19 protein-coding genes are annotated in these 21,023 nt (G+C 61.1%); 13 read left to right on the top strand and 6 right to left on the bottom strand.

From position 1 onward, the window contains the following. Positions 1-144: 144 nt before the first annotated feature. From ACP7A2_RS23300 to ACP7A2_RS23325, 6 genes are all read left to right on the top strand, one after another. Positions 145-753: a YqiA/YcfP family alpha/beta fold hydrolase gene (locus ACP7A2_RS23300; RefSeq protein WP_426136133.1), complete on the top strand. Its 609-nt coding sequence runs from the start codon at positions 145-147 to the stop codon at positions 751-753. Positions 754-800: 47 nt separating this feature from the next. Continuing rightward, positions 801-2,705: a DNA topoisomerase IV subunit B gene (gene parE / locus ACP7A2_RS23305; protein ID WP_375069465.1), complete on the top strand. Its 1,905-nt coding sequence runs from the start codon at positions 801-803 to the stop codon at positions 2,703-2,705. Continuing rightward, the gene (locus ACP7A2_RS23310) at positions 2,705-3,700 is read left to right on the top strand and encodes an esterase-like activity of phytase family protein (protein WP_426136135.1); all 996 of its coding nucleotides are present in this window, start codon (positions 2,705-2,707) and stop codon (positions 3,698-3,700) included. Before parE ends, ACP7A2_RS23310 begins: the two co-directional genes overlap by 1 nt. Next, positions 3,697-4,218, top strand: a complete 522-nt coding sequence (locus tag ACP7A2_RS23315) for a retropepsin-like aspartic protease family protein (protein ID WP_426136136.1) — start codon at positions 3,697-3,699, stop codon at positions 4,216-4,218. The genes ACP7A2_RS23310 and ACP7A2_RS23315 overlap by 4 nt, the downstream gene beginning before the upstream one ends. Before the next feature lie 10 nt (positions 4,219-4,228). Next, a complete protein-coding gene (parC, locus tag ACP7A2_RS23320; RefSeq protein WP_375069470.1) occupies positions 4,229-6,493 on the top strand; it encodes a DNA topoisomerase IV subunit A in 2,265 nt (754 codons plus the stop codon). 177 nt (positions 6,494-6,670) lie between these two features. Further along, complete coding sequence (locus tag ACP7A2_RS23325) at positions 6,671-7,375, top strand: PqiC family protein (RefSeq protein WP_426136137.1); 705 nt, start codon at positions 6,671-6,673, stop codon at positions 7,373-7,375. A 188-nt stretch (positions 7,376-7,563) separates the two neighbouring features. Here the strand turns inward: ACP7A2_RS23325 and ACP7A2_RS23330 are convergent, their stop codons facing one another. After that, positions 7,564-9,102: an AhpA/YtjB family protein gene (locus ACP7A2_RS23330; RefSeq protein ID WP_426136138.1), complete on the bottom strand. Its 1,539-nt coding sequence runs from the start codon at positions 9,100-9,102 to the stop codon at positions 7,564-7,566. Between the two features lie 133 nt (positions 9,103-9,235). On the opposite strand from ACP7A2_RS23330, the gene serB reads away from it, so the two are divergent. Further along, positions 9,236-10,450 carry a phosphoserine phosphatase SerB gene (gene serB / locus ACP7A2_RS23335; protein WP_426136139.1) on the top strand — a complete coding sequence of 405 codons (1,215 nt, stop codon included), beginning with the start codon at positions 9,236-9,238 and terminating at the stop codon, positions 10,448-10,450. Between the two features lie 127 nt (positions 10,451-10,577). Here serB and asd read toward each other — a convergent pair whose 3' ends face one another. Genes asd through ACP7A2_RS23350 form a run of 3 tightly spaced genes read right to left on the bottom strand, consistent with a single transcriptional unit; the run spans position 10,578 to position 13,863 of the window. Further along, positions 10,578-11,438 (bottom strand): archaetidylserine decarboxylase, encoded by an 861-nt coding sequence (asd, locus tag ACP7A2_RS23340; protein WP_426136140.1) that lies wholly within the window; start codon positions 11,436-11,438, stop codon positions 10,578-10,580. Positions 11,439-11,454: 16 nt separating this feature from the next. Further along, positions 11,455-12,270 carry a rhodanese-like domain-containing protein gene (locus tag ACP7A2_RS23345; RefSeq protein ID WP_426136141.1) on the bottom strand — a complete coding sequence of 272 codons (816 nt, stop codon included), beginning with the start codon at positions 12,268-12,270 and terminating at the stop codon, positions 11,455-11,457. 57 nt (positions 12,271-12,327) lie between these two features. After that, positions 12,328-13,863, bottom strand: a complete 1,536-nt coding sequence (locus ACP7A2_RS23350; RefSeq protein WP_426136142.1) for an HDOD domain-containing protein — start codon at positions 13,861-13,863, stop codon at positions 12,328-12,330. A 166-nt stretch (positions 13,864-14,029) separates the two neighbouring features. Here ACP7A2_RS23350 and motA point away from each other — a divergent pair, with 166 nt between their 5' ends. Both motA and motB read left to right on the top strand, forming a co-directional pair. Continuing rightward, positions 14,030-14,881, top strand: coding sequence for a flagellar motor stator protein MotA (motA, locus tag ACP7A2_RS23355; protein WP_426136143.1), 852 nt, complete (start codon positions 14,030-14,032; stop codon positions 14,879-14,881). A gap of 3 nt (positions 14,882-14,884) precedes the next feature. Continuing rightward, complete coding sequence (motB, locus tag ACP7A2_RS23360) at positions 14,885-15,898, top strand: flagellar motor protein MotB (protein WP_426136144.1); 1,014 nt, start codon at positions 14,885-14,887, stop codon at positions 15,896-15,898. Between the two features lie 189 nt (positions 15,899-16,087). On the opposite strand, the gene rsgA is transcribed toward motB, so the two are convergent. Continuing rightward, on the bottom strand, positions 16,088-17,119 hold the full coding sequence (rsgA, locus tag ACP7A2_RS23365) for a small ribosomal subunit biogenesis GTPase RsgA (protein ID WP_003171340.1): 1,032 nt from the start codon (positions 17,117-17,119) through the stop codon (positions 16,088-16,090). A 107-nt stretch (positions 17,120-17,226) separates the two neighbouring features. Here rsgA and orn point away from each other — a divergent pair, with 107 nt between their 5' ends. Next, the gene (gene orn / locus ACP7A2_RS23370) at positions 17,227-17,769 is read left to right on the top strand and encodes an oligoribonuclease (RefSeq protein ID WP_375069482.1); all 543 of its coding nucleotides are present in this window, start codon (positions 17,227-17,229) and stop codon (positions 17,767-17,769) included. A gap of 181 nt (positions 17,770-17,950) precedes the next feature. Beyond that, a complete protein-coding gene (locus tag ACP7A2_RS23375; protein ID WP_426136158.1) occupies positions 17,951-18,568 on the top strand; it encodes a trimeric intracellular cation channel family protein in 618 nt (205 codons plus the stop codon). Here the strand turns inward: ACP7A2_RS23375 and queG are convergent. Then, entirely contained in the window at positions 18,565-19,629 is a 1,065-nt protein-coding gene (queG, locus tag ACP7A2_RS23380; protein WP_426136145.1) for a tRNA epoxyqueuosine(34) reductase QueG, read from the bottom strand. The two genes, ACP7A2_RS23375 and queG, sit on opposite strands and share 4 nt — an antisense overlap. Before the next feature lie 63 nt (positions 19,630-19,692). Here queG and ACP7A2_RS23385 point away from each other — a divergent pair, with 63 nt between their 5' ends. Continuing rightward, positions 19,693-20,553 (top strand): NAD(P)H-hydrate dehydratase, encoded by an 861-nt coding sequence (locus tag ACP7A2_RS23385; protein ID WP_426136146.1) that lies wholly within the window; start codon positions 19,693-19,695, stop codon positions 20,551-20,553. Beyond that, positions 20,541-21,011: a tRNA (adenosine(37)-N6)-threonylcarbamoyltransferase complex ATPase subunit type 1 TsaE gene (gene tsaE, locus ACP7A2_RS23390; RefSeq protein WP_426136147.1), complete on the top strand. Its 471-nt coding sequence runs from the start codon at positions 20,541-20,543 to the stop codon at positions 21,009-21,011. Before ACP7A2_RS23385 ends, tsaE begins: the two co-directional genes overlap by 13 nt. Positions 21,012-21,023 lie beyond the last annotated feature (12 nt).

A 21,023-nucleotide genomic window follows, 5' to 3' on the forward strand; every position in this document is an offset into this window, starting at 1 on the left:
ACCACTTTTGCGTGCCCCCCCCCCCCCACCGCCCCCCACCCCCGCTCCCACAGGGTTCTTCTGTGTCCTTTGGATTGAGGTCATCACACAGGCTCTCGATCCCTGTAAACTGCGCCTCTTTGGCTGAAGCACGGAGGACCCGGAATGTCCGCATCCATTCTGTATATCCACGGTTTCAACAGCGCCCCCGTCTCGAACAAGGCGAGCCAGTTGATCACCGTGATGGACACCCTCGGCCTATCCGACCAATTGCGCGTGCCGGCCCTGCATCACCATCCGCGTCAGGCCATTCCCCAGTTGGAGGAGGCCATTGCGCAGCTCGGTCGGCCGCTGCTGGTCGGAAGCTCACTCGGCGGCTACTATGCAACCCATCTTGCCGAACGCCATGGCCTCAAGGCGCTGCTGGTCAACCCGGCGGTCAGCCCTCACCGGATGTTCGACGGTTACCTGGGCACCCAGAAGAACCTCTACACCGGCGAAACCTGGGAACTGACCCACGACCACGTCACGGCGCTGGCCGAGCTGGAGGTCCCGGCGCCCCAGGACGCAGCGCGTTACCAAGTGTGGTTGCAGACCGGCGATGAAACACTGGATTATCGCCTCGCCCAGCAGTATTACCGAGCCTGTGCCTTGCGCATCCAGGCCGGCGGCGACCATGGTTACCAAGGGTTCGCCCGGCAGTTACCCGCGCTGTTGAGTTTTGCCGGTATTGGCCCGGATCAGTATCAATCCTTCGATTTTTCTTCACTGTAGAAAAATTGAAGGTCACTTTTTAATCGAACGACTCACGACGAGACCCCATGGCCACTCCCAGCGCTAGCTCTTATAACGCCGACGCCATCGAAGTCCTCTCGGGCCTCGACCCGGTGCGCAAACGCCCCGGCATGTACACCGACACCAGCCGGCCGAACCACCTTGCCCAGGAAGTCATCGACAACAGCGTCGACGAAGCCTTGGCCGGTCACGCCAAGTCGGTGCATGTCATCCTTCACGCCGACCACTCTTTGGAAGTGTCCGACGATGGCCGCGGCATGCCGGTGGACATTCACCCGGAAGAGGGTGTGTCAGGCGTCGAGCTGATCCTCACCAAGCTCCATGCGGGTGGCAAGTTCTCCAACAAGAACTACCAGTTCTCCGGTGGCTTGCACGGCGTGGGTATTTCCGTGGTCAACGCCTTGTCCAACCACGTGCGGGTCAAGGTCAAGCGCGACGGCAACGAGTACGAGATGACGTTTGCCGATGGCTATAAAGCCACCGATCTGCAAGTGATCGGCACCGTTGGCAAGCGCAATACCGGCACCAGCGTGTACTTCGCGCCGGACCCGAAATACTTCGATTCGCCGAAATTCTCCATCAGCCGCCTCAAGCACGTGCTCAAGGCCAAGGCCGTGTTGTGCCCGGGCCTGCTGGTGACCTTTGAAGACAAAGGCACCAATGAAAAGGTCGAGTGGCATTACGAAGACGGCCTGCGCTCTTACCTGGAAGACTCCGTCAGCGACTTCGAGCGCCTGCCCAACGAGCCGTTCTGCGGCAGCCTGGCCGGCAACAAGGAAGCCGTGGATTGGGCGTTGCTGTGGCTGCCCGAAGGTGGCGACAGCGTGCAGGAAAGCTACGTCAACCTGATCCCCACTGCTCAAGGCGGCACCCACGTCAACGGTTTGCGCCAGGGTTTGCTGGACGCCATGCGCGAGTTCTGCGAATACCGCAGCCTGTTGCCGCGCGGCGTGAAGCTGGCGCCGGAAGACGTATGGGAGCGCATCGCGTTCGTGCTGTCGATGAAGATGCAGGAGCCGCAATTTTCCGGCCAGACCAAAGAGCGTCTGTCGTCTCGCGAAGCGGCGGCGTTTGTCTCCGGTGTGGTCAAGGATGCGTTCAGCCTGTGGCTCAACGAGCACCCGGAACTGGGCCTGGCCCTGGCGGAACTGGCGATCAACAACGCCGGTCGTCGCTTGAAAGCCAGCAAAAAGGTTGAGCGCAAGCGCATCACCCAGGGCCCGGCATTGCCAGGCAAGCTGGCCGACTGCGCCGGGCAAGACCCGATGCGTTCCGAACTGTTCCTGGTGGAAGGTGACTCCGCCGGCGGTTCCGCCAAGCAAGCGCGGGACAAGGAATTCCAGGCGATCCTGCCGTTGCGCGGCAAGATCCTCAATACCTGGGAAGTTGATGGCAGCGAAGTGCTCGCCAGCCAGGAAGTGCACAACATCGCCGTGGCCATCGGTGTCGATCCGGGTTCGGCGGATATCGCCCAACTGCGCTACGGCAAGATCTGCATCCTCGCCGACGCCGACTCCGACGGTCTGCACATTGCAACCTTGCTCTGCGCACTGTTCGTGCAGCACTTCCGCCCGCTGGTGGATGCCGGTCACGTCTACGTTGCCATGCCGCCGCTGTACCGCATCGACCTGGGCAAAGAGATTTTCTACGCCCTGGACGAAGCCGAGCGCGATGGCATTCTCGACCGTCTGGTGGCCGAGAAGAAACGCGGCAAGCCACAGGTCACACGATTCAAAGGCCTGGGTGAGATGAACCCGCCGCAACTGCGCGAAACCACCATGGACCCGAATACGCGGCGCTTGGTGCAGTTGACCCTGGAAGACTACGCCGCCACCTCGGAAATGATGGACATGTTGCTGGCGAAGAAGCGCGCGCCGGACCGCAAGTCCTGGCTGGAATCCAAAGGCAATCTGGCGGAGGTGCTGGGCTGATGCGCACAGGCTTCGCCCTGGCGATCCTGATGTTAAGCGGGTTGGCGGCCACTCACGTGGTTGCCGCGCCCGTGACTGAGCTCACACTTGTGTCGGAACACCCGGTGGACGGCATGCGCGGCGGTAACCTGTCGGGCCTGGCCCTGTGTGGCAAAGACTTGTGGACGGTTTCCGATCGCGATGACGATCAGATTTATCGCCTGGATATCAGCGCGCCGACCTGGCAGGCCGAAGCAGTGAAAATCGATGTGCCGCCGGTGCCCGAATCCGGGTTGCCCTGGGGGTTGCGTTCGCGCACCAAGGCCGCTTCGTTCATTCGCGGTGGCGACCTCGATTTTGAAGGCATCACCTGCGATGGCGCCGGCAACCGTTACATGGTCAGTGAAGCCCACGCGGCCGTGCTGCAAGTGCCGGTGACCGGCGCGCCAGAGTGGCTGAAAATCGCCCCGAGCATGGTCCGTGAAGCCCGCGCGAGTGGCATGTTGTTGCACTTTAATGCGTTGTTTGAAGGCCTTGCGATAAACCCGGAAGGCAATCAGATCTGGTTGGCAGCCGAGCGTGAGCGACGTGGATTGATCTCCATCAAGCGGCCGCAAAGCCTGTGGGACTGCGACGGGCCCTGCGTATTGTTGAGCGAGGCCGGGCAGGAAGTGCAGCCGGCGCAGTTTACCAACGCCAAGGCGGTGTCCAAGGACTTTGCCGACCTGGCGCTGTTCAACGGCAAGCTGTTTACCCTGGAGCGCAATGCGTTTCAGATTTGTCGGCGCGATGCGGTCACCGCCAAAGTCGAGCTGTGCTGGTCGTTTGCCGACGAGACCCTGGCGCCCAACCGCCGCTACGCACAGCCCTACGGCCTGGCAGAAGCGCTGGTGCTGGATGCCGATGGCGCCTGGCTGGGCATCGACAACAATTTTGGCCCGCGCGCCGATGGGGAAAAACGCCCGGTGGTTTATCGGTTCGCCGCCCCTGCGGGTGGCTGGAGCGCCAATCCATGAGTGCACAACAGCCCGGTAAACGCGCCGGACGCGTGTTGATGTTTGTGGCGTGGGGCGCCGGACTGTTTTTGGCGACACGGTTTTTTGGGCAGTGGGAAGCGCGACAGGAAAACCCGAATGCCGTCGTAGCCTCAGAGCGGCACCAGGGTTACATCGAAGTCAAACTGCTCGGCAATAAACAGGGGCATTTTGTCGCCAGCGGCCAGATCAACGGCCAGCCGGTGACGTTTATGCTCGATACCGGGGCCACGGATGTGGCGGTTCCGGCCGAGTTGGCCGATCGCCTTGGGCTTAAACGCGGCATGCCGGTCACCTTGAGTACCGCCAATGGCCTGAGCCAGGGGTTTCGTACGCACCTCGATCGCCTGAAACTGGGCGACATCGTCCTGCAGGACGTGCGCGCCCTGGTGGCGCCGGGGTTGGACGGCGATCAGATATTGCTGGGCATGAGTGCACTGAAACAACTTGAATTTACCCAGCGCAGCGGCACTTTGCTGTTGCGCCAGACCAAACAATGATGAGGCCCGCATGAGTGACATCCTCGCAGACAGCTTAGATGGCGTAGAACGCCGGTCGCTGGCTGACTTCACCGAAAATGCCTACCTCAACTACTCCATGTACGTGATCATGGACCGTGCCCTGCCGCATATCGGCGACGGCCTGAAGCCCGTGCAACGGCGCATCATCTACGCCATGAGTGAGTTGGGCCTGGACGCTGATTCCAAGCACAAGAAGTCGGCGCGTACCGTCGGTGACGTGCTCGGCAAGTTCCACCCCCACGGCGACTCGGCGTGCTATGAAGCCATGGTGCTGATGGCCCAGCCGTTCAGCTACCGCTACACGCTGGTGGACGGCCAGGGTAACTGGGGTGCGCCGGATGATCCCAAGTCCTTTGCCGCCATGCGTTACACCGAAGCGCGCCTGTCGCGTTACTCCGAAGTGCTGCTCAGCGAGTTGGGGCAGGGCACCGCTGATTGGGGCCCGAACTTCGACGGTACCCTCGACGAACCGCTGGTGTTGCCGGCACGTTTGCCGAATATCCTGCTCAATGGCACCACCGGCATCGCCGTGGGGATGGCCACCGACGTGCCACCGCATAACCTGCGCGAAGTCGCCACGGCCTGCGTGCGTTTGCTCGACGAGCCAAAGGCCACGGTCGAGCAACTCTGCGAGCACATCCAGGGCCCGGATTATCCGACCGAAGCGGAAATCATCACGCCGCGTGCCGACCTGTTGAAGATGTACGAAACCGGCAAGGGCTCGGTGCGCATGCGCGCCGTGTACCACATTGAAGACGGCGACATTATTGTCACCGCGCTGCCGCACCAGGTGTCCGGCGCCAAAGTACTGGAGCAGATTGCCGCGTTGATGCAGGCCAAGCCGTCGAAACTGCCGCAAGTCGCTGACCTGCGTGACGAGTCCGACCACGAAAACCCTTGCCGCATCGTGATCATCCCGACCAACAGCCGGGTCGACCACGAAGTGCTGATGCAGCATCTGTTTGCCAGCACCGAGCTTGAGTCAAGCTACCGGGTTAACGTCAACATCATCGGCCTGGACGGCAAGCCGCAGCTGAAAAACCTGCGCAACCTGCTGGTGGAATGGCTGGAGTTCCGGGTCAACACCGTGCGCCGTCGCCTGCAGTTCCGTCTGGACAAGGTTGAGCGCCGCCTGCATCTGTTGGACGGCTTGCTGATTGCCTACCTCAACCTGGATGAAGTGATTCACATCATCCGCACCGCCGAGCACCCGAAAGCCGAGCTGATCGCGCGTTTCGAGCTGAGCGAGATCCAGGCTGATTACATCCTCGACACCCGTTTGCGTCAGTTGGCGCGACTTGAAGAAATGAAGCTGCGCGACGAGCAAGACGCGCTGCTCAAGGAACAAGCCAAGCTGCAAGCGCTGCTGGGCAGCGAAGCCAAGCTCAAGAAGCTGGTGCGCAGCGAGCTGATCAAAGACGCCGAAACCTATGGCGACGACCGTCGTTCGCCTATCGTGCAGCGTGCTGAAGCGAAAGCGCTGACAGAAACAGAGCTGTTGCCTAACGAGAAAATTACCGTCGTTCTGTCGGAAAAGGGTTGGGTTCGTTCCGCCAAGGGGCATGATATCGACGCTACCGGCCTGTCGTACAAGGCTGGCGACGGCTTCAAAACCGCGGCCGCCGGGCGTTCCAACCAGTTTGCGGTGTTTATCGACTCCACCGGGCGCAGTTACTCGGTGCCGGCCCACACCCTGCCATCGGCACGCGGCCAGGGCGAGCCACTGACCGGGCGCCTGACGCCGCCGCCTGGGGCGAATTTCGAGTGCGTGCTGCTGCCGGACGATGATTCGCTGTACGTGATCGCATCCGATGCGGGTTACGGGTTCGTGGTCAAGGGTGAAGACTTGCAGGCCAAGAACAAGGCGGGCAAGGCGTTGTTGAGCCTGCCGAACAACGCCAAGGTGATTCTGCCGCGCACCGTAGAGGACCGCGAAAGCAACTGGCTGGCGTCGGTGACCACTGAAGGGCGTTTGCTGGTGTTCAAGATCAGCGACCTGCCGCAGTTGGGCAAAGGCAAGGGCAACAAGATTATCGGGATTCCAGGGGAGCGGGTCGCCAGTCGCGAAGAGTACGTGACCGACATCGCAGTGATCCCGGAAGGCTCTACCCTGGTGCTTCAAGCCGGCAAGCGTACGCTGTCGCTGCGCCCTGACGACCTTGAGCATTACAAGGGTGAACGTGGGCGACGGGGCAACAAATTGCCACGCGGCTTCCAGCGAGTGGATGCTTTATTGGTGGAAACACCGGTTTAAGGCGTATTAGAGCCCTTGATCTACGATTTAACGCGTAGATCGACGCTTTGGCGCTGGAGTCATGACGCATATTCACGGATGATATGCCCTTTCCAGCGCCGGCGTGGCCGAGCGTATTTAGGTTATTTTTTAGTATTACATTGTGGTTAGCCTTGTGGCAGCCACTTGGATGGGATGATGACTGCTCCACGCCTTCCTTTATTTTTGATGCTCGCTGGCCTTTTGGGGCTGACGGGTTGCAGCACACACCAACCGGTGTCGCTGTACCAGCTGGACAGCGGAAGTCCGGCTCAACCAGCACAAACCGCTGGTATGGCTGTATTGCTTGGCCCGGTAGTGGTTGCTGACTACCTGCAACGCGAAACCCTGCTGCAACGCCAGAACGACGGCAGCCTGCAAGGTTCTACCGACGGTCGTTGGGCGGGCAGTTTGTCCTCCGACATCAACCAGCTGATGTTGCGCCAGGTCGCGGGTCATCTGGACAGCCAGCGCGTGGTGCTTGCGCCTGCGCCAGCCGGTTTTACTCCGGATGTGCAGGTATTGCTGACTATCACCCGGCTCGACTCGGGTGCTTCGCAGCCGGCGATCCTCGATGCGCAGTGGCGCTTGATCGACCGTCGTGGCCAGGTGCGGGATAACCGCATCGTGCATTTGCAGGAAGAACACACCGGCTCCACCGCGTCCCAGGTCCAGGCCCAGGGCGTATTGTTGCAGCATCTGGCGCAGCAGTTGTCGGTGGCGCTCAAGCCACTGGCCAACCAGCCGCCAATCGCCGAGGCCCCGCGCAAGCAGGCTCCGGCAGCTAAACCGGCAGCGCCGGGCAAGCCGAAGATGCCGATGGCCGCACCGATTCGTACCGATATGGAAGTGTTCAGGTTCTGACCTGAATCGCAGACAAACAAAAGGCCCGCTGAGTAAGCGGGCCTTTTTGTTGTATGCGATTTAAGGCAGTCAGTGAAACCAATGTGGGAGCGGGCTTGCCCGCGATGGCGGTGGTTCAGCCAATGATATGCCGACTGATCCTCCGCTATCGCGGGCAAGCCCGCTCCCACAGGAAGGGGTGGTGAACTTCAGTTTTTGCTGCGGGTCTCGTGCATCCGCGCCAACTGGCGTTCCAGCATCGACGGATACGGCTCCATCAACCGCTCCACACAGCTCGCGCCTTCCGGGCTGGCGATCGGGCGGATACGCGCACGCTGACGGATCAATGCATCTTCGCTGATCTTGCGCTCCACCAGCAGCAGGTTGCGGCTGTGTTGCGACAAGGCCAGTGCATCCTGGGCGATTTCAGTGAGCAGCAGATCAATCTGGCTCATGCCAAACAGATCGTCACCTACCGTCAGGCCCAGTTGCAGCTGCAAGGTGATGCCACTGTCGGCCACTTCAATCTGCAGGGCATGGCCCAGGGCGCGCAGCAACTCGCCGCAGCAGATGGCGTTGGTCAGGTAATCCTCACCGCTGTCTTCGCTGTGAAACAGCATCAGCGTGCTGCCATCGTTCAGGGTGTGCAGCTCGCTCTGATACAGCGAGGCGGCCTGGTCAAGGCAATCACGGTAGCGCTCCAGCAATTCCGTCAGACGGGCGCGGGGCAGGCGGCGCAGTTGGTCCTGTGCACCCAACTGCACGGCCAGTACCGCGCTGTGCTGAGGTTCGGTGTTCTTCACCGGTACCGGCACTGGCTTGGGTGCGGCGGCCGGGGCGGCGGCAGAATTGTCGCGCAGGTCGGCGAACGGGTCTTCGTCATCCAGTTCGCCTTCTTCAGCCTTGATCACCTGGCGTGTCGCAGGCTTGAGGCCCGCCACCGGGGCGTCTTCGTCAAAGCCTGGCTCACGCAGGTCGCGGGTTTCAAACGCCGGCTCGTCGTCGTAATCGGTGTCGTCGAACTCAGGCTCGGGTTCAACCTCAGGCACCAGCGGCTCCGGGGCGAAGCTTGCGTGAAGCTGGCGGGCGAGGTCGCCGATTTCATCCTGGCGATCCGTGGCCGGGGTGTTTTCGTCGATATCGCGCAGCCAGATGCGCAGTTGCATCAGCGGCGTTGAGATATGCCGACCCAGGCGCAAGCTCAGAGCCAGCGCCAGTGCCAACAGGATCGCGCTCAAGATGCCCATGCTTTGCAGGCTGATGGTCATCGGCTGCTGGAATTGCTGCATGTCGAGGCTGATGCGCAGTTGGCCAGCCTTCACATCCTGAAACGTAATGTTGCTCTGATACAGACCTTCGGCTTCGCCCAGCAGGCCGTTTTTCGGGCGCTGCCCGGCTTCGGCCATGATCCGGTTGTCCACGCTATAAATAGCCGCGTGGGCCACCAGCGGGTTTTTGGTCAGGTTATTGAGCAGCACGTTGAGGCTCAGGATGTCGTTGGACACCAGCAACTCAGTCGCCGAGGTGGCGGTCTGGGTCGTCAAGCTCTCGCCCAGGGCGTCGGCTTGCTCGTGCATGGCCTGTTTGAACTGCAAACCCATCACACAGGCGTAGATCACCAGGGCCAGAGCGACCAGGATCACGTTATGGCTGGCGATGCGTAATGCGATCGGTACACGGCGGTGGCGCAGTGCCCGGAAGATCAGCAGGAAGAAGTTATCGGTTTTTACTGGCGTGGGCCGGTTCACTTGCGCTCGGCTCTTGGTCCGTGAAGTTGACGCGCAGTATAGCGACAGCCCTAGAACCGGCAAAGCGCTGGCTGTGCCCGATGGTCACTGAAAGTGGGTAGAATGCGGTTTTTTTCCAGCCTGGGGGTGCGCCTTGCGCGAAATTGTCCTGATAAACATCACCGGCGAAGATCGCCCGGGTCTTACCGCCGCCATTACCGGTGTTCTGGCGCAGGGTGGTGTGAACATTCTCGACATCGGCCAGGCGGTGATCCACGACACGTTGTCGTTCGGCATCCTGGTGGAAATCCCGAGCACCGAGCAGGCGTCTTCGGTCCTCAAAGACATCCTGTTTACGGCGTACAAGCTGGATCAACAGGTGCGTTTCACCCCGGTCTCCGAAGCCGATTATCAGCATTGGGTAGAGGGGCAGGGCAAAAAACGCCACATCGTGACGTTGCTGACGCGCAAGGTTACCGCCGAACAATTGCAACGCGTCAGCTCTATTACCGCGCAGTACGGTTTGAATATCGACCATATTGACCGTCTGTCGGGTCGCATGCCATTGGACACGCCTGCCGACAAAGGCAAGGGCTGCATCGAGTTCTCCGTGCGCGGTGAACCGGCTGATCCGCAAGCCCTGCGCGCCGAATTCCTGAGCGTGGCCCAGGCGCTGAATGTCGATATCGCCTTCCAGGAAGATTCGCTGTTCCGCCGTAACCGCCGCCTGGCGGTGTTCGACATGGACTCGACGCTGATCGAAGCCGAAGTCATCGATGAACTGGCCAAAGCCGCCGGTGTGGGCGAGCAAGTTTCCGAAATCACCGAGCGCGCCATGGCGGGCGAGCTGGATTTCCGTGCCAGCTTCAAGGAGCGCCTGGCGCTGCTCAAAGGCTTGGACGTGAGCGTGCTGGATTCCATCGGCGCGTCGCTGCGCTTAACCGAAGGCGCCGAAACCCTGTTCGCTGAACTCAAGCGACTGGGTTACAAGACGGCGATTCTGTCGGGCGGTTTTACCTACTTCGCCAAGCAATTGCAGGCCAAGCTTGGCATCGACTATGTGTTCGCCAACGAGCTGGAAGTGGTGGATGGCAAGGTTACGGGCGTCGCGGTCGAGCCGATTGTCGACGCACAGCGCAAGGCGGACCTGCTGAGGGAGTTGGCGCACAAGGAAGGGTTGCGTCTGGAGCAGACCATTGCGGTCGGCGACGGGGCGAACGATTTGCCGATGCTGGCGATTGCCGGGTTGGGTGTGGCGTTCCGTGCCAAGCCACTGGTTAAGCAGTCGGCCAAGCAGGCGATTTCGACCTTGGGGTTGGATGGCGTGCTGTATCTGCTGGGCTTGCGCGACCGCGATGGTCAGCTGTAACTGAAAAAAAAGCGGTAAAAAATGTGGGAGCTGGCTTGCCTGCGATAGCGGTTTTGGATTCACCATTGTCATCGCAGGCAAGCCAGCTCCCACATTGATCGGGTTCCAGCTGCAAATCTATTCTGAATCAGGCTTTTGGCAATGCCATGCCTTGACCCATCTGCACCGGCGTACCCGCCACCAACTCTTCAGCCCACTTCACTTGATCCGGCCCGAACAGCACGATGGCGGTCGAACCCAGTTTAAAGCGACCCAGCTCCGCACCTTTTTCCAGGTGAATCGGGGCACGTGCGGCTTCGTCGTAGCGGAAGGTTTTCAGTTCGCGTTTCGGCGGCGTTACCAGCCCGGCCCACACGGTTTCAATCGACGCCACAATCATCGCGCCCACCAACACCACCGCCATCGGGCCGCGTTCGGTGTCGAAAATGCAGGCAACGCGCTCGTTACGTGCGAACAGCTCAGGCACGTTTTCGGCGGTGGTCTGGTTGACCGAGAAAATGCGGCCTGGAATGTAGACCATCTCACGCAGGGTGCCGGCCAGTGGCATGTGCACGCGGTGGTAGTCCTTCGGCGACAGGTAAACGGTCGCGAAATCACCGCCCATGAAGGGCGCGGACAAGGCAGCGTCACCACCCAACAATTCCAGCACGCTGAAACTGTGGCCCTTGGCCTGGAACACGCGGCCATGCTCGATCGGGCCAAGCTGGCTGATCGCGCCGTCGGCCGGGCTCAGCACCGCGCCTGGGGTTTGGTCCAGTGGGCGTGCGCCGTCTTTGAGGGCGCGGGTGAAGAAGGCGTTGAAGTGCTCGTAGGCGGTCAGGTCTTCGACCAGGGCCTGGGACATGTCGACTTGATAGCGTTTGGCAAACCAGCTGGTGAAGGCGTTCTTGAACCAGCGCACGCGGCATTCGGCGATGCAGCCAGCCAAACGCGACAGCAAGTGGTGCGGCAGCAAGTACTGGCTGAGGATAAACAACTGCTTTTTCATGGAGTGTCCTTAAACCTTAAATCTCAACGGGGGTGTCGGGGTGGTTGCCCCATTCGCCCCAGGAACCGGCATAACCTTTGACTCGCGGATAACCGAGCGCCTTGGCCACCAGGTAGGTGAAGCCAGAGCGGTGGTGAGTCTGGCAGTGGGTGATGATTTCTTTGTCGCGGGTCAGCCCGAGGTCTTCGAGAATCTGCGGCATGTCGCGGCGAATGCGCAGGTTGCGCGCCTTGTCCATGCCGGCCGTCCATTCGAAGTTCACCGCGCCGGGGATGTGACCGCCTTTGGCTGCGAGAACTTTTTCGCCGGAATATTCCAGCGGGCCGCGTGCGTCCCAGATACCCAGGTCAGCAGCGCCAAGACGGCTTTGCAGATATTCACGGGTGGCCGTGGGGCCGTCGTGCAAGGTCAGACTGACCGGGCCGCCAACGGGGGCGGGCACCTCGGTGGAAACCGGGTGCTGGCCTTCCAGCCACGCCAGCAAGCCGCCGTCCAAGTAGTGGTATTTCTGGTGGCCGATCACGTCGAGCATCCAGATAAACCGACCGGCCCAGCCGCCACCTTCGTCGTCGTAGACCACGTAAGTTGCGTCCGGGGTGTGGCCCAGTTCGCCGAAGAGTTTTTCCAGATCAGCCTTGTGGGGCAGCAGGCCGGGTGCCGGCGGCTGGCCCAGTTGGGTGCGCTTGGGGTCAACGAAATGCGCGCCGGGGATATGCCCTTCGGCGTAGCGGGCGGCACTGGTGAGGTCCACCAGAATCAAGTGTTCGGCATCCAGTTGACCGAGCAGGTCGCTGGATTCGATCACCAGCGGCAAGCCAGAGAAGTCAGGCATGTGAGGTCTCCTGGGCACAAATGTTGGCGATAAAAGACGGCGATTGTAGCGCAAGCATCAGGCGCTGCGGTTGGTAAAGCTGTGCAGGGCCTTTTCGATGCATTGGGCGGTTTTGCCGAAGGCCTGCACGGTGGTTTCCGAGAACGGCCCGCCGCCCTGGTCAGCCACCATCACCATCACCACGCGGCCATTGCAGCTCATCGACCGCAGCAGCAGGTGTTCGCCGGTGAACAGGCGACGCAAGGTCGGCGGCAACAGCGCGGAGAACTGCGCGTGGTTGTCGGGCGTCAGGCGCACCTGGGCGGATTTTTCCAGCATCCGTTGCAGCAGCGTGCTGTTGACCACGTCCAGGCTCAGGTTCGCGGCGTCCTTGGGCAAGCCGTCGGCTTGGTGCGCGCGCAAGGTGCTCAAGGCGCGGTCAGCCATAAACAGCAACACCCGCTGCATGCCACTGGCGACCAAGGCTTCCTTGGCGCAGGTGGTCAGGTGCATGGCGTTGGCAAAACGGCTCGGCTCCACCAGCAACTCGGTGCAGCGCTTGCGCCAGATGGCCAGCGATTCGGCGGTAGGCGGTGGCGCTGGCAACAGGCCGCGATGGACCTTTTGCACATGCCACGGCCAGATCAGTGACAACGCTGGGTGCCACAGGTCGGGCATCAAGGTGGTGCTGGCGCTGATCACCGCTTGCTGGTGAACCTGTTGCTGCACGTCGCCCATTGGCGCTTGCAGGTACAGCGCGGTGAGGTACTGCCAGCGCTCTGTGTGCGGGCAGGCCCAGGACTCCTGGGCCGACATCGCCAGGCCGTTGGCGAGCAACACGGTGTTCGCCGGCTGGTTCAGCCAACGGCGCAGGTTGGGTTCGGCGTCGAGCAGTTGCTGGTGGCGCAGCGCGTCGTCTTCACGGGCGATGTGCAGCGCCTTGACCAGCAAACGCTGTTCGGTCAGCAACAGTGTGTAACCCTGGGACACCCAGATCGGCAGGTGCCAGGCTTCGGTCAAGCCGAGGCACAGGTCGAGCAGGCGCACGCCGAACAATTCTTTCTCGACCTGGCGCGCCGACTGGCCTTTGTGGATCACCCGCAGTTCCCATTCTTCCAGGAGCTTGGGATAGGCCACGGCCATTGGCCATAGCGGCGACAGAAACAGCAGGCTGCCCCAGTGGATGTCTTGCCACAAGCGCGCCAGGCGGCTGGCAAACAAACCGCTGGCTTGCTGCGACGCGTGCTGGCTTACCAGCAACAGTTGGCGCAAGGCCACGGGGATGTCTTTTTCCGGCACTGAGGGCAGGCGCGCGAGCAACTCCTCGGCGCGTTTGAGGCCGAGACGGTTGAGCGCCACTTCGAGGTTTTCCGCCGGTTCCGCCATGCTGCCATGGGTGTGGCTGTTGGCTTCGCGCATCACGCTGAGCACCAGCGCCGGGCTGTTTTGCATCAGCTCGGCGATATCACGCAGCGAGCTGCGGCTGTCGCGAATGGCTTTGCACACGCGCTCGTGGCTGGCCAGTGGGACAGGCAGCAGCACCTCGTCCAGGCACTTGATCCAGGCGGCGAGGGTGGTGGGTTTTGCACTTGGAGCTATCGTTTCATTGGCCATGATTGGTGCGCGATCATCACTTGCGTTCAACACGCCCGGATCGGGCCGGATTGGCTTTTCGCCTTAACGGGCTATAGTCTGGCGCAGTTTTGCCGATAAGTAGAACAAGAGTTTTCAGCAGCACCCAATATGTCCATGAACCCGACGGCGCAAGTACAAATCCCCTATGGCTAAAATTATCGGCATCATCGTCGTCATCGCTAGCGTGCTCGGTGGCTACGTCCTGTCCCACGGTAAAATTGCCGCGCTGGTGCAGCCTTTCGAAGTGCTGATTATCGGCGGCGCCGCGTTTGGCGCATTTTTGCAAGCCAACCCCGGCTACATGACCATGCACGTGATCAAGAAGTCGATCGGCATGTTCGGTTCGCGTTTTTCCCACACTTTTTATCTGGAAGTGCTGGGGCTGGTCTACGAGATCCTCAACAAGAGCCGCCGCGAAGGCATGATGGCCATCGAAGCCGACATTGAAGACGCCTCCGCCAGCCCGATTTTCGCCAAGTACCCGGCTGTACTCAAAGATGAGCGCATGACCGCCTATATCTGTGATTACCTGCGCATCATGTCCTCCGGCAATATGGCGCCCCACGAGCTGGAAGGCCTGTTCGACATGGAACTGTTCAGCCTCAAGGAAGAACTCGAACACCCTTCCCACGCCGTGACCGGCATCGCCGACGGCATGCCCGGTTTTGGTATCGTCGCGGCGGTACTCGGTATCGTGGTCACCATGGCTTCCCTGGGCGAAGGCGACCAGGCGGCTATTGGTATGCACGTTGGTGCGGCGCTGGTGGGTACGTTCTTCGGTATTCTTGCGGCTTACGGTTTCTTCGGTCCGCTGGCAACCTGCCTGGCTCACGATGCCAAGGAAGAAATCAATCTGTACGAATCGATCAAGGCCAGCCTGGTGGCGTCGGCCTCCGGCATGCCGCCGTCGCTGGCGGTGGAGTTCGGTCGTAAAGTGTTGTACCCCAAGCATCGCCCAAGTTTTGCCGAGCTGGAACAAGCGGTTCGCGGTCGCTAAGTCATGGAAAACAACCAGCCGATAATCATCAAGCGCGTCAAGCGCTTCGCTGCGGGGCACCATGGCGGCGCCTGGAAGATTGCCTTCGCCGACTTTGCGACGGCGATGATGGCGTTCTTCCTGGTGCTGTGGCTGATGTCTACCGCCACGCCGGAACAGAAGATCGCCATCGCCGGTTATTTCAAAGACCCGATTGGTTTTTCGGAAAGCGGTACGCCCTTTGTGATCGACCTGGGCGGCTCGCCGCAGTTGGCGCCAGAGCGCACCATCAACCCGGAGGTCAAGACCGAATCGCCGCAGGAAAACATTCCGATCGAGCGCGAAAAGGTCGAGAGCATGGCCGAGCAGGTTGAGCAGGAACGCCTCGAACTGTTGCTCAAGGAGCTGCAGACCAAGGTCGAAGAAAACCCGCAACTGCTGAAATTCAAGGACCAGATTTCCTTCGAAATCACCCCTGAGGGCCTGCGCATCCAGATCACCGACGCGGCCAATCGGCCAATGTTCGACTCCGGCAGCGCGCGCCTGAAACCCTACTTCGAAGACATCCTGCTGGCCATGGCCGACACCATCAAAGCGGTGCCGAACAAGATCAGCATCAGCGGCCACACCGACGCCAAACCCTATGCGGGCCAGGGCGACTTCGGTAACTGGGAGCTGTCGGCCAACCGTGCGAACGCGGCTCGCCGTGCGTTAGTCGCGGGCAGCTACCCAGACCCGCAAGTGGCGCGCGTGGTGGGTTTTGCATCCTCGCAGCTGTTTGATGCAAAAGACCCGTTCAACCCGAGTAACCGCCGCATCGATATCGTGGTGCTGACCAAAAAGGCCCAGCGTGCGATCGAAGGTGATCAGGGCGCAGTGCCAGCTCCGACTCCGGCGGAGGGCGCGCCAGGTGAAGTGCCCGTAGACCCGAACGCCATCCCGCCAGGGCAGGAACCGTTGCCGGCGCATGAGCTGCGGCAGAAGCTGAACCTGTTTGATGAGGGTGGGGTGAAAGATCCTACGGCGCCTGCGCCGTAATCCTCACAGAGCAGGTGTGGCGAGCGGGCTTGTTGTGGCGAGCGGGCTTGCCCCGCGTTGGGCTGCGAAGCAGCCCCAAAACCTGACAACGCGTTTTGTCTGAAAAAATGCGGTGATTGGATTAGGGCTGCTGCGCAGCCCAACGCGGGGCAAGCCCGCTCGCCACAACAAGCCCGCTCGCCACAACTGTCAGTAACTGCTCTCAGGCAAGCTCGCAATAATCGAGCGATAGCTGTTCATGCGCTGTTGCTGCACGCGCCCGTCTTCCAGCGCCTTGAGCAACGCACAGCCCGGCTCGCGGTCGTGTTTGCAGTCGCGGAAGCGGCAGGTGCCGATCAGGTCGTTGAACTCGATAAAGCCCGCTTCCACATCGCTGCGGCTGACGTGGCCGAGGCCGAATTCGCGGATACCCGGGGAGTCGATCAGTTCGCCGCCGCCGGGGAAGTGGAACAACCGCGCGGTGGTGGTGGTGTGCGTGCCCTGGCCGGACAGCTCCGACAGCGGGCCGACACGGGTGTCGACTTCCGGCAGCAGGCTGTTGACCAGCGAGGATTTACCCACGCCCGATTGGCCGACAAACACGCTGATGCGCCCGTCCAACTGCTGTTGCAGCTGTTCCATGCCATTGCCGTGATGCGCCGACACTTCCAGCACCGGGTAACCCAGCGTGCGGTAGACCGCCAGTAACGCGTTGAGCGCCGGGGCGTTCTGTTCGTCGATCAGGTCGAATTTGTTCAGCAGCAGCAGCGGGCGGATGCCGGCATGTTCGGCGGCTACCAGGTAGCGGTCGATCAGGTTGGCATGGGGCTCGGGCAACGGCGCGAACACGATCACGATCATGTCGACGTTGGCCGCCACCGGCTTGAGTTGGCCACGGCTGTCGGGGCGGCGCAGTTCGGTGGTGCGCGGCAACTGGGCGACGATTACGCCGATGCCCTGGTTGCCGGCACGCCACACGACCTTGTCGCCGGTGACCAGCGCAGGCAAGTTGGCGCGCAAGTGGCAACGGGATACCGAGCCGGCGAGTTCGCCTTCCAGCGCCTCGACTTCGACCTGCACACCAAAGTGCGCGATCACCAGGCCGGTTTGTTCGGGGCCCAGGTCGCCGCCCTCGAGCGCTTCCACGGCGGAGGATTCACGTTTGGCGGCGCGTGCAGCGCGCTCACCCTGAATCTTTTCGATGCGCCAGTTTTGGCGACGATTGAGCTGGCGTTTGGCCATTGGTGTTCCGTGTCGATAATGCAAAGGTTAGGTAAAACGGTCGCGAGTCTAGCACGCCCCGCCTGCTAAACTGCGCAGCTAAGCCAAGGTGCCAAGAGAATAGAGCCATGCAAAACCCACAGAACCTGATTTGGATCGATCTGGAAATGACCGGTCTGAACCCCGACAGCGACGTTATCATCGAGATGGCGACCATTGTCACCGACAGCAACCTCAACACCTTGGCCGAAGGTCCGGTGATCGCTATCCACCACAGCGACGCGGTGCTTGCCACCATGGACGAGTGGAACACGCGCACCCACGGCAACTCCGGCCTGACCCAGCGCGTGCGCGACAGCCGCATCAGCATGGCCGAAGCCGAAGCCGAAACCATCGCGTTTCTGGAGCAGTGGGTGCCAAAGGGCAAGTCGCCGATCTGCGGCAACAGCATCTGCCAGGACCGTCGCTTCCTTTATACGCACATGAAAGGTCTGGAAAGCTACTTCCATTACCGCAACCTGGACGTGTCCACCTTGAAAGAGCTGGCCGCGCGCTGGGCGCCGGAAGTCAAAGACAGCTTCCATAAAGGCAGCACGCATTTGGCGCTGGATGATATTCGCGAGTCGATTGCCGAGCTGCAGCATTACCGCAAGCATTTCATCAAGGCTTGAAGGCTCGGCGTCTGTTCTGACGCCATCGCAGGCAAGCCAGCTCCCACACGTTGATGTGTGAACCCATTCAACTGTGGGAGCTGGCTTGCCTGCGATGCGCGCGACTCGGTCTTTCGCCAGGCGCCCCCTTTTGGTGCCATCGCCAAATGATTAGACTGCCGGCCTAATCGCAAGGATCGCCATCATGCTCTTGATGCTCTACCTCATCGCCATTACCGCCGAAGCCATGACCGGTGCCTTGTCCGCCGGGCGGCGTGGCATGGATTGGTTTGGCGTGGTGCTGATCGCTTGCGTCACGGCTTTGGGCGGTGGTTCGGTGCGCGACGTGTTGCTGGGGCATTACCCGCTGACATGGGTCAAACACCCGGAATACCTGGTGCTGACCTCAATCGCGGCCCTGGTGACGATTTTTATCGCGCCGCTGATGCGCCACTTGCGCTCGCTGTTTCTGGCACTGGACGCCGTGGGCTTGGTGGCTTTCACCCTGATCGGTTGCATGACCTCCCTGGAAATGGGCCACGGCATGCTCGTGGCTTCGGTCAGCGGCGTGATTACCGGCGTCTTCGGCGGCATCCTGCGCGACATTTTCTGCAATGACATCCCGCTGATCTTCCGCCGCGAGCTGTACGCCAGCGTGTCGTTCCTCGCCGCCTGGTTTTACATGCTCTGCCTGTATCTGGAGCTGCCAAGCGAGCAATCGATTCTGCTGACCCTGTTCAGCGGCTTTTTACTGCGCCTGCTGGCGATCCGTTTTCACTGGGAAATGCCCAAGTTTGTCTACAACGACGACGTGCACTAACGGCTGACGTGCTGATTCAGCGCCCATTCCACATGTTCGCGCACCAGTTCTGACGGGTAATCCCGGCGCGCCTTCAAGGCTTCCAGTACCGGAATGCTCGACGGCGCATTACCCAGGCCCACCGCCAGGTTGCGCAGCCAGCGCTCATAACCGGCGCGGCGCAGCGGCGAACCTTCGGTGCTGCTGAGGAATTTATCCTCGTCCCACATAAACAGTTCGGCCAGTTCTGCGTTATCCAGGTTATGCCGTGGCTTGAAATCACTTTCGCTGGTAGGGCGGGCGAAACGATTCCACGGGCAAACGATCTGACAGTCATCGCAGCCAAACACGCGGTTGCCAATCAGCGGGCGCAAGTCTTCGGGAATGGCGCTTTTGAGTTCAATGGTCAGGTAGGAAATGCAGCGCCGGGCGTCCAGCACGTAAGGGCCGACGAAGGCATTAGTGGGGCAGATATCCAGGCAGGCGGTGCAGCGGCCGCAGTGTTCGGTGGCGTGGGGCGGATCTATCGGCAACGGCAAATCGACAAACAGTTCGCTCAGGAAGAAATAGCTGCCAGCCTTGCGATTGAGTACCAGCGTGTTTTTGCCGATCCAGCCGAGACCGGCCTGTTCGGCGATGGCTTTTTCCAGCACTGGCGCGCTGTCGACAAAGGCGCGAAAGCCGAACGGGCCGATTTGGGCCTGGATGCGGTCGGCCAGTTGCTGCACGCGCTTGCGGATCAGCTTGTGATAATCGCGGCCCAGGGCGTAGCGCGAGATGTAGGCTTTTTCCGGCTTTGCCAGCAGTTGCGCCATTTGGGTGTTGCCTGGCAGATAATCCATGCGCAGCGACACTACGCGCAAGGTGCCCGGCACCAGTTCATCGGGGTGCGAGCGTTTGCTGCCGTGGGCGCCCATGTATTCCATCTCGCCGTGGTAGCCCGCGTCGAGCCAGCGTTGCAGGTGCTGCTCATGCTCGGCCAGGTCCAGGCCGCTGATGCCGACTTGTTGAAAGCCCAGCTCACGGCCCCAGTCTTTGATCGATTGGGCGAGGGCGGGCAGATCGGAGGTAATAGCGGGCATGAGACACGGGAAACCACAGGTTAGATGCGTATAATTCTGCCAGACATCGGAGCTTGAAGACGCATGCCGCAGACAAAACACCCAATAACCGACGTTCAGCCCCTGTTGCACGGCCATTTGCCGCAACTGGCTGCGCGTTCCACAGACGCCCATAAGGGCCAGTTCGGCCACCTGCTGGTCATCGGCGGCGATCGCGGCTTTGGCGGCGCTTCGCTGTTGAGCGCCGAAAGCGCCCTGCGCAGTGGCGCGGGCATGGTGTCCCTGGCGACCCGCCCCGAGCACGTGCCTGCCGCGTTGGCGCGGTTGCCGGAGGTCATGACAGTCGGCGTCAGCTCGGCGAACCAACTGATGGGGCTGCTGGAAAAAATCTCGGTGATCGTGATCGGTCCAGGCCTGGGGGACGCTGCCTGGGGCAAAAGCCTGCTGTCTGTGGCGGCCAATGCCAGGCAGCCGCAGGTGTGGGATGCCGACGCCTTGAATCAACTGGCGAAGGGCGGCGTGAGCTTGCCGGCCAATTCAGTGATCACGCCGCATCCGGGTGAAGCCGCGCGGTTGATGGGCATCACCACTGCCGACGTTCAGGCCGACCGCCTCAAGGTGGCGCGCGCGTTAAGTCAGAAATTCAATGCAGTGGCTATCCTAAAGGGCGCTGGCAGTTTGATTGCTGCCCCGGACGGACGTATTTCACGATGTGACCAAGGCCATCCCGCGATGGCCACCGCAGGGCTCGGCGATGTATTGGCCGGCCTGGTAGGCGCATTGCTTGCCCAGGGCATGCCGGCGTTTGAGGCGAGCTGCCTGGCGGTGTGGCTGCATGCCACGGCGGGAGATCGCCAGGGCACCTTTGGTCGCGGCTTGGCTGCCAGCGACCTGATACCCGCCATTCGTCAATTGCTGGAGGAGCAGTCGCCGTGTCTGAAGTAACCTTTTTCCTGGCAGATGAAGAGGCGATGGTCGCCTTCGGTCATCGCATCGCCCAGGTCACGGCCGGCGCCGGGCTGATCTTTCTCGAAGGCAACCTGGGGGCGGGCAAGACCACGCTGTCACGCGGGATTATTCGCGGCCTGGGCCATGCCGGGGCAGTCAAAAGCCCTACGTTCACATTGGTTGAGCCCTACGAAATTGGGGCGTTGCGCGCCTTTCACTTCGACCTGTATCGCCTGGTCGATCCCGAGGAGCTTGAGTACATGGGCATCCGCGATTACTTCGATGAAGACGCGTTGTGCCTGATCGAGTGGCCAGATAAAGGCACAGGCTTTTTGCCAAAGCCGGACCTGACCATTACCATTACGCCCCAAGAGCATGGACGTCAGCTGAAGTTGTTGCCCCAGAGCGTGCGCGGCCAGTCGTGGTGCGCCGCTTTGGCATTGGAATTCAAATAATTGGTGGGGTTA

It is taken from the genome of Pseudomonas sp. PWP3-1b2 (genome assembly GCF_049896045.1).
Lineage (GTDB): Bacteria > Pseudomonadota > Gammaproteobacteria > Pseudomonadales > Pseudomonadaceae > Aquipseudomonas > Aquipseudomonas antarctica_B.